General features: G+C 60.5%; 17 protein-coding genes. 3 read left to right on the top strand and 14 right to left on the bottom strand.

The window, feature by feature from the left end:
* Positions 1 to 128: 128 nt before the first annotated feature.
* From FSY59_RS11345 to FSY59_RS11305, 9 genes are all read right to left on the bottom strand, one after another.
* Positions 129 to 545, bottom strand: coding sequence for a F0F1 ATP synthase subunit epsilon (locus tag FSY59_RS11345; RefSeq protein WP_003059364.1), 417 nt, complete (start codon positions 543 to 545; stop codon positions 129 to 131).
* Between the two features lie 152 nt (positions 546 to 697).
* Positions 698 to 2,107 carry a F0F1 ATP synthase subunit beta gene (atpD, locus tag FSY59_RS11340; protein WP_043370619.1) on the bottom strand — a complete coding sequence of 470 codons (1,410 nt, stop codon included), beginning with the start codon at positions 2,105 to 2,107 and terminating at the stop codon, positions 698 to 700.
* 34 nt (positions 2,108 to 2,141) lie between these two features.
* Positions 2,142 to 3,008, bottom strand: coding sequence for a F0F1 ATP synthase subunit gamma (atpG, locus tag FSY59_RS11335; protein WP_003059369.1), 867 nt, complete (start codon positions 3,006 to 3,008; stop codon positions 2,142 to 2,144).
* Positions 3,009 to 3,026: 18 nt separating this feature from the next.
* Entirely contained in the window at positions 3,027 to 4,586 is a 1,560-nt protein-coding gene (gene atpA, locus FSY59_RS11330) for a F0F1 ATP synthase subunit alpha (protein WP_003059371.1), read from the bottom strand.
* 45 nt (positions 4,587 to 4,631) lie between these two features.
* Positions 4,632 to 5,171 carry a F0F1 ATP synthase subunit delta gene (locus FSY59_RS11325; RefSeq protein ID WP_043370617.1) on the bottom strand — a complete coding sequence of 180 codons (540 nt, stop codon included), beginning with the start codon at positions 5,169 to 5,171 and terminating at the stop codon, positions 4,632 to 4,634.
* A gap of 12 nt (positions 5,172 to 5,183) precedes the next feature.
* Positions 5,184 to 5,654, bottom strand: a complete 471-nt coding sequence (locus tag FSY59_RS11320; protein WP_003059375.1) for a F0F1 ATP synthase subunit B — start codon at positions 5,652 to 5,654, stop codon at positions 5,184 to 5,186.
* A 35-nt stretch (positions 5,655 to 5,689) separates the two neighbouring features.
* Positions 5,690 to 5,941: a F0F1 ATP synthase subunit C gene (gene atpE / locus FSY59_RS11315; protein ID WP_003059376.1), complete on the bottom strand. Its 252-nt coding sequence runs from the start codon at positions 5,939 to 5,941 to the stop codon at positions 5,690 to 5,692.
* A gap of 45 nt (positions 5,942 to 5,986) precedes the next feature.
* Entirely contained in the window at positions 5,987 to 6,850 is an 864-nt protein-coding gene (gene atpB / locus FSY59_RS11310; RefSeq protein WP_003059377.1) for a F0F1 ATP synthase subunit A, read from the bottom strand.
* A 13-nt stretch (positions 6,851 to 6,863) separates the two neighbouring features.
* Complete coding sequence (locus tag FSY59_RS11305) at positions 6,864 to 7,331, bottom strand: ATP synthase subunit I (RefSeq protein ID WP_019042020.1); 468 nt, start codon at positions 7,329 to 7,331, stop codon at positions 6,864 to 6,866.
* 378 nt (positions 7,332 to 7,709) lie between these two features.
* On the opposite strand from FSY59_RS11305, the gene FSY59_RS11300 reads away from it, so the two are divergent.
* The 3 genes from FSY59_RS11300 to lipA are packed head-to-tail and all read left to right on the top strand — an operon-like array spanning position 7,710 to position 9,752.
* The gene (locus FSY59_RS11300; RefSeq protein WP_003059380.1) at positions 7,710 to 8,027 is read left to right on the top strand and encodes a YbeD family protein; all 318 of its coding nucleotides are present in this window, start codon (positions 7,710 to 7,712) and stop codon (positions 8,025 to 8,027) included.
* 41 nt (positions 8,028 to 8,068) lie between these two features.
* On the top strand, positions 8,069 to 8,761 hold the full coding sequence (lipB, locus tag FSY59_RS11295) for a lipoyl(octanoyl) transferase LipB (RefSeq protein ID WP_003059382.1): 693 nt from the start codon (positions 8,069 to 8,071) through the stop codon (positions 8,759 to 8,761).
* Between the two features lie 10 nt (positions 8,762 to 8,771).
* Positions 8,772 to 9,752, top strand: a complete 981-nt coding sequence (gene lipA / locus FSY59_RS11290; protein ID WP_003059385.1) for a lipoyl synthase — start codon at positions 8,772 to 8,774, stop codon at positions 9,750 to 9,752.
* Positions 9,753 to 10,241: 489 nt separating this feature from the next.
* On the opposite strand, the gene FSY59_RS11285 is transcribed toward lipA, so the two are convergent.
* The 5 genes from FSY59_RS11285 to FSY59_RS11265 all read right to left on the bottom strand — a co-directional run bounded on the left by FSY59_RS11285 (position 10,242) and on the right by FSY59_RS11265 (position 14,669).
* Positions 10,242 to 11,291, bottom strand: coding sequence for a YwqG family protein (locus tag FSY59_RS11285; RefSeq protein WP_003059387.1), 1,050 nt, complete (start codon positions 11,289 to 11,291; stop codon positions 10,242 to 10,244).
* A gap of 42 nt (positions 11,292 to 11,333) precedes the next feature.
* Positions 11,334 to 13,109: a phosphoenolpyruvate--protein phosphotransferase gene (gene ptsP, locus FSY59_RS11280; protein WP_003059389.1), complete on the bottom strand. Its 1,776-nt coding sequence runs from the start codon at positions 13,107 to 13,109 to the stop codon at positions 11,334 to 11,336.
* Positions 13,110 to 13,314: 205 nt separating this feature from the next.
* Entirely contained in the window at positions 13,315 to 13,584 is a 270-nt protein-coding gene (locus tag FSY59_RS11275; protein ID WP_003059390.1) for an HPr family phosphocarrier protein, read from the bottom strand.
* A complete protein-coding gene (locus FSY59_RS11270; RefSeq protein WP_003059391.1) occupies positions 13,553 to 14,008 on the bottom strand; it encodes a PTS sugar transporter subunit IIA in 456 nt (151 codons plus the stop codon). The genes FSY59_RS11275 and FSY59_RS11270 overlap by 32 nt, the downstream gene beginning before the upstream one ends.
* Positions 14,009 to 14,105: 97 nt before the next feature.
* Positions 14,106 to 14,669, bottom strand: a complete 564-nt coding sequence (locus tag FSY59_RS11265) for a hypothetical protein (protein WP_148728975.1) — start codon at positions 14,667 to 14,669, stop codon at positions 14,106 to 14,108.
* Positions 14,670 to 14,681 lie beyond the last annotated feature (12 nt).

Raw genomic sequence — 14,681 nt, 5'->3', positions numbered from 1 at the left:
TATTGCGCGCCTTGCCCTCCGAGGTATCAAGTGCGATGCGCCTGAACCTCAAGGATGCACAGGCATGAAAAAGCCACCGCATGCGGTGGCTTTTCTTTGCTGATGCAGGTGCTCCAGGGCACCAGACATCAACGCTTCTGGCGGTACTTGCGCAGAGCGGCAATCTGAGCTGCCATGACGGCCAGCTCGGACTGTGCACGAGCGATATCCAGCTCGCCCTTGGCGTTCTTCAGGGCTTCCTCAGCGGCAGCCTTGGCCTTTTGCGCCTTTTCATCGTCCAGATCCTTGCCGCGGATGGCGGTGTCGGACAGCACGGTCACGCAGTTGGGTTGCACTTCCAAAATGCCTCCGGCCACGAAGACGAACTCTTCGCTGCCATCAGGCATTTCGATGCGCACCGAACCCGGCTTGATGCGGGTGATCAGCGGTGTGTGGCGGGGATAAATGCCCAGCTCGCCCGCTTCGCCGGGCAAGGCGACAAAGCGCGCTTCACCGGAGAAGATGGACTCTTCGGCACTGACCACATCAACGTGGATGGTGTTCATCTTTGCTCCTTGGAAAAGGTTAAAACTGGTCCTGAAACTTGCACACCCCAAGCCATAGACGCCAAGCAAGGGCCGCCCCGCAGCGAGGGCGTCGTCCCCCTCCCGAAGAGAGAGGGGGAGGCGGCGTTAGCCGCTCAGGGGGTGAAAGTCCGTTAGGCTGCCAGCTTCTTGGCCTTCTCGAAGGCTTCGTCGATGGTACCAACCATGTAGAAAGCCTGTTCGGGCAGGTGGTCGGCTTCGCCATTCACGATCATCTTGAAGCCACGAATGGTTTCAGACAGGGGAACGTACTTGCCGGGAGCGCCGGTGAACACTTCAGCCACATGGAAAGGCTGCGACAGGAAACGCTGCATCTTACGAGCGCGGGACACGACCAGCTTGTCTTCGGGAGCCAGCTCGTCCATACCCAGAATCGCGATGATGTCGCGCAGTTCCTTGTAGCGCTGCAGCGTACCTTGCACTTGGCGAGCCACCTTGTAGTGCTCTTCGCCAACCACTTGGGGATCCAGCTGACGGCTGGTGGAGTCCAGCGGGTCCACGGCGGGGTAGATACCCAGCGAAGCGATGTCACGGGACAGCACCACGGTGGAATCCAAGTGAGCAAAGGTCGTGGCTGGCGAGGGGTCGGTCAAGTCATCGGCTGGCACGTAAACGGCCTGGATGGAAGTGATCGAGCCCACCTTGGTGGAGGTGATACGCTCTTGCAGCTTACCCATTTCTTCAGCCAGGGTAGGCTGGTAGCCCACGGCGGAAGGCATACGGCCCAGCAGAGCGGACACTTCGGTACCGGCCAGTGTGTAGCGGTAGATGTTGTCCACGAAGAACAGCACGTCCTTGCCTTCGTCACGGAAAGCTTCGGCCATGGTCAGACCGGTCAGCGCAACGCGCAGACGGTTTCCTGGAGGCTCGTTCATCTGACCGTAAACCATGGCAACCTTGGATTCGTTCAGGTTGGCCTGGTTCACAACGCCGGCATCCGACATTTCGTGATAGAAGTCATTGCCTTCGCGGGTACGTTCACCCACACCGGCAAACACCGACAGACCACCGTGGCCCTTGGCGATGTTGTTGATGAGCTCCATCATGTTCACGGTCTTGCCCACGCCGGCGCCACCGAACAGACCCACCTTGCCGCCCTTGGCGAAAGGAGAGATCAGGTCAATCACCTTGATGCCGGTTTCCAGCAGTTCCTGCGAAGGCGACAGTTCGTCGTATGCAGGAGCCTTGCGGTGGATGGGGGCAGTCAGTGTCTGGTCCACATCGCCGCGCTCGTCGATGGGGTTGCCCAGCACGTCCATGATACGACCCAGCGTCGCCTTGCCCACGGGCACGGTGATGGGGTTGCCGGTGTTGGTGACCATCAGACCACGCTTGAGGCCGTCGGAAGAACCCAGGGCAATGGTACGCACCACGCCGTCGCCCAGCTGCTGCTGAACTTCCAGGGTCAGGGCCGTACCTTCCAGCTTCAAGGCGTCATACACCTTGGGCACCTGGCCGTGGGCAAACTCCACGTCCACCACGGCGCCGATACATTGAACAATCTTGCCTTGTACTTGAGCCATTTTTTGCTCCAATCTGTTTGTTCGTTAAAGCCGTTTACACAGCGGCTGCGCCTGCCACGATTTCCGACAACTCGGTCGTAATCGCTGCCTGACGCGTCTTGTTGTAGACCAGCTTCAACTCGCTGATGACGTTGCCGGCGTTGTCGGTAGCGGCCTTCATGGCCACCATGCGCGCCGATTGCTCGGACGCCATGTTTTCCGCAACTGCCTGGTACACGAGGGACTCCACGTAACGAACCAGCAGTTCGTCGATGACGCTCTGAGCGTCGGGCTCGTAGATGTATTCCCAGGATGCACCCGTCTTCTCGGCTTGCAATTTTTCGGACGACAGGGGGAGCAGTTGCTCCACCACCGATTCCTGCTTCATGGTGTTGATGAACTTGGTGTACGCCAGGTACACCGCGCTCAACTTGCCTTCAGCATATTGGTCCAGCAACACCTTGACAGGCCCGATGAGCTTGTCGAGGTGAGGCGTGTCGCCCAAGCCTGTAGCGTGAGAGACCACCTTGGCACCGACACGGTTCAGAAAACCCAGTCCCTTGCCGCCAATGGCCACCGCTTCTGTCGCAATGCCCGCATCCTGCTGTTCGCGCAACTTGTTGGTGACGACACGCAACACGTTGGTGTTCATGCCGCCGCACAAACCCTTGTCGGTCGTCACCACGATGACGCCGACCTTCTTGGCATCGCTCACTTGCATGAACGGATGCACATATTCAGGGTTGGCTTCGCCAAGATGGGCTGCAATGTTGCGGATTTTTTCGCTGTATGGACGGGCAGCCAGCATCCGGTCCTGCGCCTTGCGCATTTTGGATGCAGCCACCATTTCCATGGCTTTGGTGATCTTCTTGGTGTTTTCCACCGATTTGATCTTGCCGCGTATTTCCTTACCTGCTGCCATGATGACTCCTCGCCGGTATTAAGCGAAGGACTTCTTGAATGCAGTAATGGCTGCAGTCAGTTCAGCTTCGTCCTTGCCTTCCTTGTCGAAAGCACGCTTTTCGTTCAGACGGTCCAGCAGAGCGCCGTGGCTGGTCTTCAGGAACTGGTGCAGACCAGACTCGAAGGGCAGCACTTGCTTGACTTCGATGTCGTCCATGAAACCCTTGTTCACTGCGAACAGCGAAGAAGCCATCAGAGCGGTCGACAGAGGAGAGTACTGAGCCTGCTTGAGCAGTTCGGTCACGCGGGCACCGCGGTCCAGCTGCTTGCGGGTTGCCTCGTCCAGGTCGGAAGCGAACTGCGCGAAGGCAGCCAGTTCACGGTACTGAGCCAGGTCGGTACGGATACCGCCGGACAGGCCCTTCACCACCTTGGTCTGAGCGGAACCACCCACGCGGGACACCGAGATACCGGCGTTGATAGCGGGACGGATACCGGCGTTGAACAGGCTGGTTTCCAGGAAGATCTGGCCGTCAGTAATCGAAATCACGTTCGTGGGAACGAAAGCGGACACGTCGCCAGCTTGTGTTTCGATGATAGGCAGAGCGGTCAGAGAACCGGTCTTGCCCTTGACTTCGCCCTTGGTGAAGGCTTCGACGTAGTCGGCGTTCACGCGAGCGGCACGCTCCAGCAGGCGGCTGTGGAGATAGAACACGTCGCCGGGGAAAGCTTCACGTCCGGGAGGACGACGCAGCAGCAGCGAAACCTGACGGTAGGCCACAGCCTGCTTGGACAGATCGTCATAAACGATCAGAGCATCTTCACCGCGATCGCGGAAGTATTCGCCCATCGTGCAGCCGGAGTAGGCCGACACGTACTGCATGGCTGCCGATTCGGAAGCGGTAGCGGCCACGACGATGGTGTAGTCCATCGCGCCAGCTTGCTCCAGAGCGCGCACCACGTTCTTGATCGAAGATGCCTTCTGACCAATAGCGACGTAGATACAGGTAACGCCCTGGCCCTTCTGGTTGATGATGGCGTCGATAGCGACAGCCGTCTTGCCAGTCTGACGGTCACCAATGATCAGTTCACGCTGACCACGGCCCACGGGAACCATGGAGTCGATGGACTTGATACCGGTCTGCAGAGGCTGATCCACGGATTGACGTGCGATCACGCCAGGAGCGACCTTCTCGATCACGTCCGTCATCTTGGCGTTGATGGGGCCCTTGCCGTCGATAGGCTGACCCAGGGCGTTCACCACGCGGCCGACCAGTTCTGGGCCCACGGGCACTTCCAGAATACGGCCGGTGCACTTGACGGTGTTGCCTTCTGCGATGTGCTCGTAAGCACCCAGAATCACGGCGCCCACGGAGTCGCGCTCCAGGTTCAGAGCCAGGCCGTAAGTGGGTTGACCGTCGGCGCCTGCGGGGAATTCCAGCATTTCGCCAGCCATCACGTCCGACAGGCCGTGCACGCGCACGATACCGTCAGTCACCGACACCACGGTGCCTTGGTTACGGACGTCAGTGCTAGCAGCCAGCCCTTCGATGCGGCTCTTGATCAGTTCAGAAATTTCTGCGGGATTGAGTTGCATGACTCTTTCCTTCTTTCTTGTGTGTTAGCCGAGACCTCAAGCGCATTACGCGGTGAGGGCCGCTTTCATTTGTTCCAGACGGGCCTTGACGGAGGTGTCCAGCACCTCGTCGCCCACCACGACGCGAACGCCACCGATCAGCGATTCATCGAGCTTCACGGTGAGATTCAGCTTGCGGCCAAAGCGCTTTTGCAGCGTGGCGCCAAGCTCGGCCAGCGCTGCATCCTCAATCGGGAAAGCGCTGTACACCACGGCATCCGAAGAGCCGCTCTTGCTGTTCACGAGGCTGCGGAACTGGGCTGCCACTTCAGGCAGCACGTCCAGACGGCCGTTTTCGAGGACCACATGCAGGAAGTTGCGTGCGGACTCGGGCAATGCCGACTTGGCCACACCCGTGACGAGATCGAACACTTGCGCGTCGCTCACGTTCGGGTTGTCGGCCAGTTGGCGCAATTGCGGGTTGGCGGCAATCGCCGCCAATTCCTCCACCCAAGCGACAGTGCTGTTCAAGTCTGCGCCCTTGTCGACACAGGCTTTAAACAATGCTTCGGCGTAAGGGCGGGCAATGGTGGCGAGTTCTGCCATTTTTTGCTTTCCTTACAGCTCTGTCTTCAGGCGGTTCAGCAGATCAGCGTGGATACCGGCATTGACTTCCTTCTTCAGGATCTGCTCGGCACCCTTGACGGCCAGCGCTGCCACTTGCTCACGCAGGGCTTCACGGGCAGCAATGGCTTGCTGGTCAGCTTCAGCGCGGGCAGCAGCAACAATCTTGTTGCCTTCTTCTGTCGCGCGGGCCTTGGCTTCTTCAATGATGGCCTGGGCGCGGCGTTCGGCGTCCGCAAGCCGCGAAGCTGTTTCGTTGCGCGTCTGGGCCAATTCCTGCTCGACGCGCTTGTTGACAGCGGTCAGTTCGGTCTTGGCCTTGTCGGCAGCAGCGAGGCCATCGGCGATTTTCTGGGCTCGCTCATCCAGTGCCTTCGCGATCGGGGGCCACACGAACTTCATCGTGAACAGCGCCAGAACCAGGAAAACACCAAGCTGAACGAACAGGGTCGCGTTAATACTCACGGCAACACCTTTCTATTTAGGGCGTTGAACGGAGCTTAGGCAACCAGTTGGAAGGGGTTGGCGAAGGCGAACAGCAGAGCGATAGCCACACCGATCAGGAAGGCGGCGTCGATCAGACCAGCCAAGATGAACATCTTGGTTTGCAGTTCGTTGATCAGCTCAGGCTGACGTGCCGAGGATTCCAGGAACTTGCCACCCATCAGAGCGATACCGATCGAAGCGCCGATAGCGCCCAGACCAACAATCAGACCACAAGCCAGAGCGACGAGACCGAGAACGTTTTCCATGATGACTCCTAGGGATTAAAGAAAGGTTGAGTGAAAGAAAGGATTTCAGTGAGCTTCATGTGCCTGGCCGAGGTAAATCAGCGTCAGCATCATGAAAATGAAGGCTTGCAGGGTAATGATCAGGATGTGGAAGATCGCCCAGATCGAACCTGCAATGATGTGCCCCACGGGGAGCAACACACCGGAAAGCGACATGGCAGCCGCACCGCCCATCAAGGCGATCAGACAGAACACCAACTCACCAGCGTACATATTGCCGAACAGTCGCATACCGTGCGAAACCGTCTTGGCAATGTATTCAATGATTTGCATGGCCAGGTTCACAACGCCCAGGATCACAGCAAACACGGGATTCTTAGAGGTACCGAACGGAGCGGTAACCAGTTCGTGAGCCCAGCCGCCCATGCCCTTGATCTTCACCGAGTAGATCAGGCACAGCACCAGCACGCCGGTCGACAGACCCAGAGTGGTGGACAGGTCGGCAGTAGGCACGACACGCAGGTAGGCATGGGAGTCGCCCTGGGCGGTCTGCCACAGCACGGGCAGCAGATCCACAGGCAGCATGTCCATGGCGTTCATCGCGAAGATCCAGACGAACACGGTCAGTGCCAGAGGAGCGATGAACTTGCGAGATTCAGCGTTGTGAATATTGGCCTTGGCCTGGTTGTCCACCATTTCGACCAGCATTTCCACCGCAGCCTGGAAACGACCGGGAACGCCGGAAGTCGCCTTGCGGGCAGCCAGCCAGAGGACGAACAGGCACAAAGCGCCCAGAGTCACACTCACGGCAATCGAATCCAGATTGAACACGGAGAAGTCGATGATGGACTTCTGCTTGATGTTCTGGAGGTGTTGCAAGTGGTGAACGATGTATTCACTTGCAGTTGGTGCGTGCGCTTCTGCGGCCATCGGTCAACTTCTCTCAAATATCAATCGGTTTTTGGACACTGGATCGCACCAGAAGCGCAACCCAATACGTTTTCATCACAACAATCAAGCCGACCAGCAGCGCCAGCCAGCTCAGGTCAGGTACCAGCTTGGGTGCAGCCGCCAACATGGCAATGCACAGCACCAGCTTCACCAGCTCCCAACCGAAAATCCCTGCCATGGCGCCACCGGCACCTCCCGGCCGCTGACGAACCACGCCTCTTGCAAACAGCGCCGCGGGCAACACGACCGCCAGCGCTCCATACGCTGCCGACCAGCCTGCGGCTGCACGCCCCGTGATCAACCACGACAGCAAAGCCACGATAACGCCTACCAGCGTCTGAACCATGACGATGCGCCAGACCGAAACCTGCGGAAAGCGCGAACGCCATGCAGAGGCTTCTTGTGCAGTCAGGGGCTTGAAGTCTTCGACTTCGTCCTCATCCTGGAAATCAGCGGGCATGTTTGTCATGTTTTCTTTCGCACCGCTGACCAAGCAAGACTTTTTTACAAAGCCTCTGATTATAAGTAAAAACCCCCGTCGTTAGATAGGGGTTGATACTGTCATGCGCAAAACGTCTTTGACAAGACCTGAGGGTTGTCGCCGAGTGACAACATTTGCCACCCGCAGCTTTGGTGCGGCGCGAGTGTGCCTCAATTGAAAAACCCGATTGCCCTGAATTGTCTGCCTGCACCCAGGGGCTTTGAGGGTTTGCAGGCTCCGGTCATCCATCGATTAGGCCCACACACGCAGGGCTGCCCGGCGTGGCGCACAATCTTTGCTACTCATTGACAGGCTGTTTCACCAACGGCAATTTTTCATTTCAGCCAAGGATTCCTCATGAGCGACACGCCCAACACATCTGCCGCCAACGAGAACGGTCAGCAAGAAGACCCGCGCAAGGATTCGCTGATCGAGTACCCGAGCCAGTTCCCCATCAAGGTCATGGGTGTCAAGAATGAGCATCTGGTACATGAAATCACCAAGATCGCCGAAAAATTCGACCCCAGCTTTGACGCCAGCACGGTCGAGCTGCGCCCCAGCTCCGGTGGCAACTACCTGGGCGTGACCATCACCATCACGGCCACCAGCCGCGAGCAGCTGGACGACACCTACCGCGCACTGACCTCTCACCCCCTGGTGAAGGTCGTGCTGTGAGCGACAGCCCGATTGCTTCTGCTTCGCAGCCGCCCGAAGCCATGGACCTGCGCTTTCTGGGGCGTACCGGCTATGAGGCAGCGGTGGTCGCGATGCAGGAGTTCACGCGCACCCGCAACGCGAGCACGCGCGACGAACTCTGGATTTGTGAGCACTCACCGCATTTCACGCAGGGGCTGGCTGGCAAGACCGAAAATGTTCTGAACCCCGGCGATATTCCCGTGGTCGCCACCAATCGTGGCGGCCAGGTGACCTATCACGGCCCCGGCCAGGTGGTGGCCTATCCGCTGCTGGATCTGCAGCGCATGGGCTACTTCGTCAAGGAATACGTGTACCGGCTGGAAGACGCGGTGATCCGCACGCTGGATCATTTCGGCGTCACCGGCCACCGCGTGGCGGGCGCGCCCGGCATTTATGTGCGCCTGGACGATCCGCGCAGCCATGCCATGCTGGAGCAGCGCCCGCAGCACCGCAAAGCCGGCAGCCCGGCGCCCGAGCCTCATTTCGAGGGCCTGGGCAAGATTGCCGCCCTGGGCATCAAAGTCAGCCGCCACAGCACCTACCACGGAGTGGCACTCAATGTCGATATGGATTTGGAACCTTATTTGCGAATCAACCCTTGCGGATACGCAGGGCTGAGGACGGTGGACCTTTCTACAATCGGCATACAGACAACCTGGGACGAGGCCGCATCCGTGCTGGGCCGCCAGCTGAAGGCGCGTCTCTCTCCCTGAAGGCAAGATCATGAGCACCAATGAAGTCGTGCGCGAAGCGCAGTCCGCCGAAAACTACAACCCGCTGGCCAAGCAGAAGGCTGCCGCCAAGCTGGCGCGCATCCCCGTGAAGGTGGAGCAGGCCGAAGTCCTGAAGAAACCCGAGTGGATCCGCGTCAAGGCCGGCAGCCCAAGCACGCGCTTTTACGAAATCAAGGACATTCTGCGCAAGAACAATCTGCACACGGTCTGCGAGGAAGCCAGCTGCCCGAATATCGGCGAATGCTTCGGCAAGGGCACGGCCACCTTCATGATCATGGGCGACAAGTGCACGCGCCGCTGCCCCTTCTGCGATGTGGGCCATGGCCGCCCCGACCCGCTGGACGTGAACGAGCCGCTGAATCTGGCGCGCACCATTGCCGCTCTGCGCCTGAAGTACGTGGTGATCACCAGCGTGGACCGCGACGACCTGCGCGACGGCGGCTCGGGCCACTTCGTGGAATGCATCAAGAACATCCGCGAACTCTCGCCCGAGACGCAGATCGAAATCCTGGTGCCCGACTTCCGCGGCCGTGACGACCGCGCGCTGGAGATTCTCAAGTCGGCTCCGCCTGATGTGATGAACCACAACCTTGAAACCGCACCACGCCTGTACAAGGAAGCGCGCCCCGGCTCCGACTACCAGTTCAGCCTGAACCTGCTCAAGAAGTTCAAGGAACTGCACCCCGATGTACCGACCAAGAGCGGCATCATGGTGGGCCTGGGCGAGACTGACGAGGAAATCCTGCAGGTGATGCGCGATATGCGTGCCCACAACATCGACATGCTGACCATCGGCCAGTATCTGGCGCCCACCAACAGCCACCTGCCCGTGCGCCGTTATGTGCACCCCGACACCTTCAAGATGTTCGAGCAGGAGGCCTACAAGATGGGCTTCACCCACGCCGCCGTCGGTGCCATGGTGCGCTCCAGCTATCACGCCGACCAGCAGGCACATGCCGCAGGCGTCTGAGCACCGAAGAAAGTGCTCACCCACAAGCAGCCCAAGGGCTGCTTTTTTCATGGCCACACACAACGAGCAGTGCTGCACGCTCCAGGATTTGCCCAAAAATAAAGCTCCTGAATAAGGAGCTTGCTGCGCTTTCTGGTAAAGCCTACATAGTCAATTCATAGCAGGATCGCTGCAGATCATGCGCTAAAAGCCATGAAATTTGAATAACCCACTGTTTGCATCGAAAAAACGCCTGGCTAACCGGCAAACCGCTGGCTGGCAAAAACGACTGCAGGCTGAACAGGCCCGACGAGTCGCCCCACGATGAAACTGAGCCATGCAGCGCTGGATACCCCACCAGAGTCCCGTGCTGCAAGCTGGGATGGATAGTAACATCAAATGAGAATCAATATCAATTAATTTTCGTTTTCCACCAAAAGAAATCTCCAAGCAGCTGTTTTGCCGCCATTTCGCAACCGTTGGTACCTGAGGCCACGGCGCAGGCGGGTTTCAGCAACACTGCAGCACCAACCGCGCCCGGTCAAAGCGACGCGCGCGCAGATCGTCGCGGCGCATCCACAGATAGACCTGACCTTCATCGCCCCAGCCCATGCCGCCTTTTTCATCGCAGCCGATCTGCAGCAGCAAAAGCCACTGCGTTGCGGTATCGCGTACGGCCCGCGTGGCCTCGTCCGCGTAGGCATCGCCATTACCGCAGTAATGCCCCGCAGCCACCAGCGCGCATTCGGTCTGCATATCCCCCTGGATGGGCGTGGGCCAGCCGCCGATGCGATGGCAGCCGCTGTCCTCTCCACCGCTGCTGGCAGCGTTTTGTGCGTCATCGAACCACCATTCGACAAAGCGATCACGCTGCTCTTCGTCTAGCTCCAGCCCCTGCGAACCCCACTGAGCGCTCTCCAGGGGCAAGGCCGTGACGCAGGCATGCATTTCGCAGGCCATAGGTGCGAGCTGGCAGTGATCGGGCAGTTCTAGCAGCGCCGGCGGCTGCTGACGTCGCTCGAGCACAGCATCGTCTTCGGAGAAGATGAGCTTTAGCGCACAGGCATCTGCAGGATTGAAACCCCAGGGCTGCTCCAGCAGGTCGTAGAAGACGGACAACAGCCCGGACTCGGGAAAATCTGCCTCCAGGGTCCCGGCGGAGCGGGCTTCCGCGAAGTTGATCTGCGCCACAAAGCTCAGCGGAAAAGTGCGTTCGAGTCTTGCAATGTGCTGCAAGGCCTCTTCGCGAAACAGGATTACTTGCTCCGGTCTGGCCCAACGCCAGCGGCTGTCGGGAGCAACGCTGTCTTCGCGATGGGGCTTCACCCGCTGCTCATGGTCCGGATAGCGCCCTCGCTCGGGCCAGGCCACACCGGCAGGCAGGTCGGGACAGCCGCCAAACTTGGTGCTGCCGGACGCAATCTCCGCTTCATCCTCCACTGCAGTGGTCTGCAGCCACACAGCCGGCCTGGCTTGCGCTGCCAGTTGCAGCGCAAGCGCTGCATCTTCCAGCACCGGCTCAAGCGCACGGGCGATTTCCTGCGAATTTGCGTAATTCATCCATCCCTTTTCTGCCTGCCCTGAGGTCGTTCCCAAGGTTCTTCAGGGCGCCAGCATCTGCGCCGGGCATTCGCTGCCCAGCACTTCAGCGGCCCAGGGAGCCAGCTTGCTGGCGTCCGCGCGCAGCACCTCCTGCTTGACGGCCAGGATCTGCGCGGGATGCATGGAAAAACTGCGCAGCCCCAGACCCAGCAGCAGCCGCGTCATGCTCAGGTCGCCCGCCATTTCGCCGCAGACGCACACCTCCTTGCCTGCGGCATTGGCCGCTGCGATCACCTCGGCCACCAGCCGCAGCACGGCAGGATGCATGGGGTCGTAGAGATGAGCCACGGTTTCGTCGGCCCGGTCGATGGCCAGCGTGTACTGGATCAGGTCGTTGGTGCCTATGGACAGGAAGTCGAAATACTGCAAAAAGCTGCGCACCGTCAGCGCAGCCGCCGGGATCTCGATCATGGCGCCCAGCTTGACCGGACCGTAGGCGATGCCGCGCACATCGAGCTCATGCTGTGCCTGGCGCAGCTGGGCCAGGGTCTGCTCGATCTCGCTGCGATGTGCCAGCATGGGAAACAGCAGCTTGATCTGCCCGTGCGCCGCCGCGCGCAGGATGGCGCGCAGCTGGGTGCGGAACATCACGGGGTCGGCCAGACTCCAGCGGATGGCGCGCAGGCCCAGCGCCGGGTTGAGGTAGTAGTCCTTGGGCTGGGCCTTGTCCAGCGGCTTGTCGGCCCCCACGTCCAGCGTGCGGATGGTGACCGGCATGCCTTGCATGCCGTCGATGGCCTCGCGATAGGCGCGGTACTGCTCCTCCTCACCGGGCAGATTGCCGCTGCGCCCCATGAACAGGAACTCGGTGCGGAACAGCCCCACGCCGACAGCGCCAGCCCGCACGGCCGCCGCCCCGTCGCTGGGCTGCTCGATATTGGCCAGCAGCTCCACCTTCTGCCCGTCCATGGTCAGCGAAGGCGTGTAGCGCAGACGGGTCAGGCGCTCGCGCTCCAGCTCGGTCTGGCGCTGACGAAAGCTGTACTCCGCCAGAATGATGGGAGTGGGGTCCACGATGACCACGCCCTCGTTGCCGTCGATGATGACCCAGTCGTCCTGGCGGATCAGCTGGCTTGCAGCCCGCGCACCGACCACGGCCGGAATGTCCATGCTGCGCGCGACGATGGCGGTGTGGCTGGTCTTGCCGCCCACGGCGGTGATGAAGCCCGCAAAGACCTTGCTCTTGAACTGCAGCATGTCCGCCGGCGACAGATCCTGCGCCACCAGCACCAGCGGGGTTTCCGTGGCGCCTTCGAGCTGCAGCTGCTGCCCGCTGGCTGCCGGTGTGGCGCCTGTCGGTGCCAGCGGCGGTGCAGCTTGCGCAATCGGGCTGGCCGCACCCTTCATGTGGCGCAGAATACGCTCCACCACCTGCTCCAGATCGGCCTTGCGCTCGCGCAGGTATTCGTCGTCCATCTCGTCGAACTGGCGCGAGACGATCTCCAGCTGCGTGGTCAGCGCCCATTCGGCGTTGTAAAGACGCTCGGAGATCCAGTTGCGAATGGCCTCGGCCAGCGCCTGGTCCTGCAGCAGCATCAGATGCACATCGAGCAGCGCATCCAGCTCGCCGGGCGCGTCCTTGGGCATCTCCTCCTGAAGCCGACGCAGCTCGTCAATCACCGCATTGCGTGCCGTGCGGGCACGCTGGATCTCCGACTCCACCTGATCTGGACGGATGAAGTAATGCACCACCTCCATGCGACTGGAGGCCACAACGACCGCGCGCCCAATGGCAATCCCTCGGGAAACGGCCAGGCCGTGGATGGCAAATGTCATAGCGAATGCCCTTTCGCGAATTTCGCGATTGCTTTTTGCTTGCTTCTTGCTCTTGTTTTTGCAGCAGCCAGCGCAGTTCTTCACTGCGCCGCAGCACGAAAAACGCTTTATCTCATTGCCAGCAAGGAGCTCCCTGCTATCAAAGGAGCTAGCGCCCCAGCCGCCGCCTGCACGCAGTCAAGCGACGACGCAGGCCGCGCCCCTGTTACTGGCCTTCACCAAACTTGTCGTTGATCAGGGCCACCAGCGCATCCATGGCTTCCTGCTCCTGCGCGCCATCGGTTTCCATCTCCAGCTCGGAGCCTATGCCCGCGGCCAGCATCATCACGCCCATGATGCTCTTGGCATTGACGCGGCGCTCGCCCTTGGTCAGCCAGACCTCGCAGGGGAAGCTGCCGGCGAGCTTGGTGAGCTTGGCCGATGCGCGGGCATGCAGGCCCAATTTATTGCTGATGGTGATATTGGTCTTGATCATTGGAAGGTCGTGCGCTTTGATTTTGTCGGGAACTGCCGGCCACCTGCATCACCCCCTGGCTACCGCCCACCATGGCCCGCGAGACCAGGGCGTCCAGCGACTCGTGTCGATAGCCGATGGAGCGCAAAAGCATGGGCAGGTTCACCCCCGCCACCAGCCTGGCCTGCAACAGCCCGCTGAGACGCTGGGCCACATTGCAGGGCGTGGCGCCGAACAGGTCGGTCAGCACCAGTGTTGGCGCATCCAGCCCGCCATGCGCCACCAGCATGGCCAGGGCACGCTCCAGCGTGGCTTCGGGCGCCTCGTCGGAAGGCACGTCCAGAGCCAGCAAGTCGTCAGCGCTATCGGCAAACACGTGCAGCGCGCATTCGCGCAATGCAGCGGCCAGAGGAGCGTGAGTGAGCAAAAGAATGCGCGTGGTCATGTAGTCACAGTTCTTGATAGCAAATTATGGCTTGTCGCCGCCGTCAACAAGGGCAATGAGGTGGATGAAGCGCAAGGGTCATGATCTGGATCCGGGCTTATTGCAGCTGCAGGCCCGAGAAAAACAGCTCGGCCTCTGCAGGCATGGCCTTGTCAGCGTAAATCACCGCGTGGTAGAGCCTGGCGCCGCTGCCTTCCAGGCGAGCGAACCACAGTCCATGTCCCACCACCTTCTGCCCCCTGGGGCCCAGGCCTTCGAATGTGATGCGCAAGGACTGCGGCAGGTTCAGCGCCCCCTTGGGCACCCACGGGCCGTCTCCCTTGACATTGAGTCTTGTCGCGACGCCGTCTGCCGACTTCAGCTGCGCCAGCACCGCCTGCTGCCAAAACGTCAGCGCCTCGGCCGCGCGGGCGGGCTCGGCCACGGCGAAATGCGATACCGCATAGGTCGCCCCCTGGGCCTCGCAGCCCACCACCGACAGCGGCACCTGGCCCAGGCCCAGCTCGACAGGGCGGCTGGCCGTCTGCGCATCGCAGGGCAGCAGCGCTTGCAGCGGCGCATCCTTGAGCTGGATGGTGCGCCAATTCAGCGCCGGGCTGCAGGCGGCCAGCAGTGCGCAGCTGAACAGTAGCGTCGCAGCCCAGAGTCCGGTTTTCTTCATGACCCATTATCG

It is taken from the genome of Comamonas sp. Z3 (genome assembly GCF_008121565.1).
Classification (GTDB): domain Bacteria; phylum Pseudomonadota; class Gammaproteobacteria; order Burkholderiales; family Burkholderiaceae_C; genus Comamonas; species Comamonas brasiliensis.
Note: the sequence above shows the minus strand (reverse complement) of the source record. Positions and strands in the feature narration are given on the sequence as shown.

Bases quoted from the DNA above. Each gene is read 5' to 3' on its own strand.
- FSY59_RS11345 (WP_003059364.1), bottom strand. From the start codon at position 545: ATGAACACCATCCACGTTGATGTGGTCAGTGCCGAAGAGTCCATCTTC.
- atpD (WP_043370619.1), bottom strand. From the start codon at position 2,107: ATGGCTCAAGTACAAGGCAAGATTGTTCAATGTATCGGCGCCGTGGTG.
- atpG (WP_003059369.1), bottom strand. From the start codon at position 3,008: ATGGCAGCAGGTAAGGAAATACGCGGCAAGATCAAATCGGTGGAAAAC.
- atpA (WP_003059371.1), bottom strand. From the start codon at position 4,586: ATGCAACTCAATCCCGCAGAAATTTCTGAACTGATCAAGAGCCGCATC.
- FSY59_RS11325 (WP_043370617.1), bottom strand. From the start codon at position 5,171: ATGGCAGAACTCGCCACCATTGCCCGCCCTTACGCCGAAGCATTGTTT.
- atpE (WP_003059376.1), bottom strand. From the start codon at position 5,941: ATGGAAAACGTTCTCGGTCTCGTCGCTCTGGCTTGTGGTCTGATTGTT.
- atpB (WP_003059377.1), bottom strand. From the start codon at position 6,850: ATGGCCGCAGAAGCGCACGCACCAACTGCAAGTGAATACATCGTTCAC.
- FSY59_RS11305 (WP_019042020.1), bottom strand. From the start codon at position 7,331: ATGCCCGCTGATTTCCAGGATGAGGACGAAGTCGAAGACTTCAAGCCC.
- FSY59_RS11300 (WP_003059380.1), top strand. From the start codon at position 7,710: ATGAGCGACACGCCCAACACATCTGCCGCCAACGAGAACGGTCAGCAA.
- lipB (WP_003059382.1), top strand. From the start codon at position 8,069: ATGGACCTGCGCTTTCTGGGGCGTACCGGCTATGAGGCAGCGGTGGTC.
- lipA (WP_003059385.1), top strand. From the start codon at position 8,772: ATGAGCACCAATGAAGTCGTGCGCGAAGCGCAGTCCGCCGAAAACTAC.
- FSY59_RS11285 (WP_003059387.1), bottom strand. From the start codon at position 11,291: ATGAATTACGCAAATTCGCAGGAAATCGCCCGTGCGCTTGAGCCGGTG.
- ptsP (WP_003059389.1), bottom strand. From the start codon at position 13,109: ATGACATTTGCCATCCACGGCCTGGCCGTTTCCCGAGGGATTGCCATT.
- FSY59_RS11275 (WP_003059390.1), bottom strand. From the start codon at position 13,584: ATGATCAAGACCAATATCACCATCAGCAATAAATTGGGCCTGCATGCC.
- FSY59_RS11270 (WP_003059391.1), bottom strand. From the start codon at position 14,008: ATGACCACGCGCATTCTTTTGCTCACTCACGCTCCTCTGGCCGCTGCA.
- FSY59_RS11265 (WP_148728975.1), bottom strand. From the start codon at position 14,669: ATGAAGAAAACCGGACTCTGGGCTGCGACGCTACTGTTCAGCTGCGCA.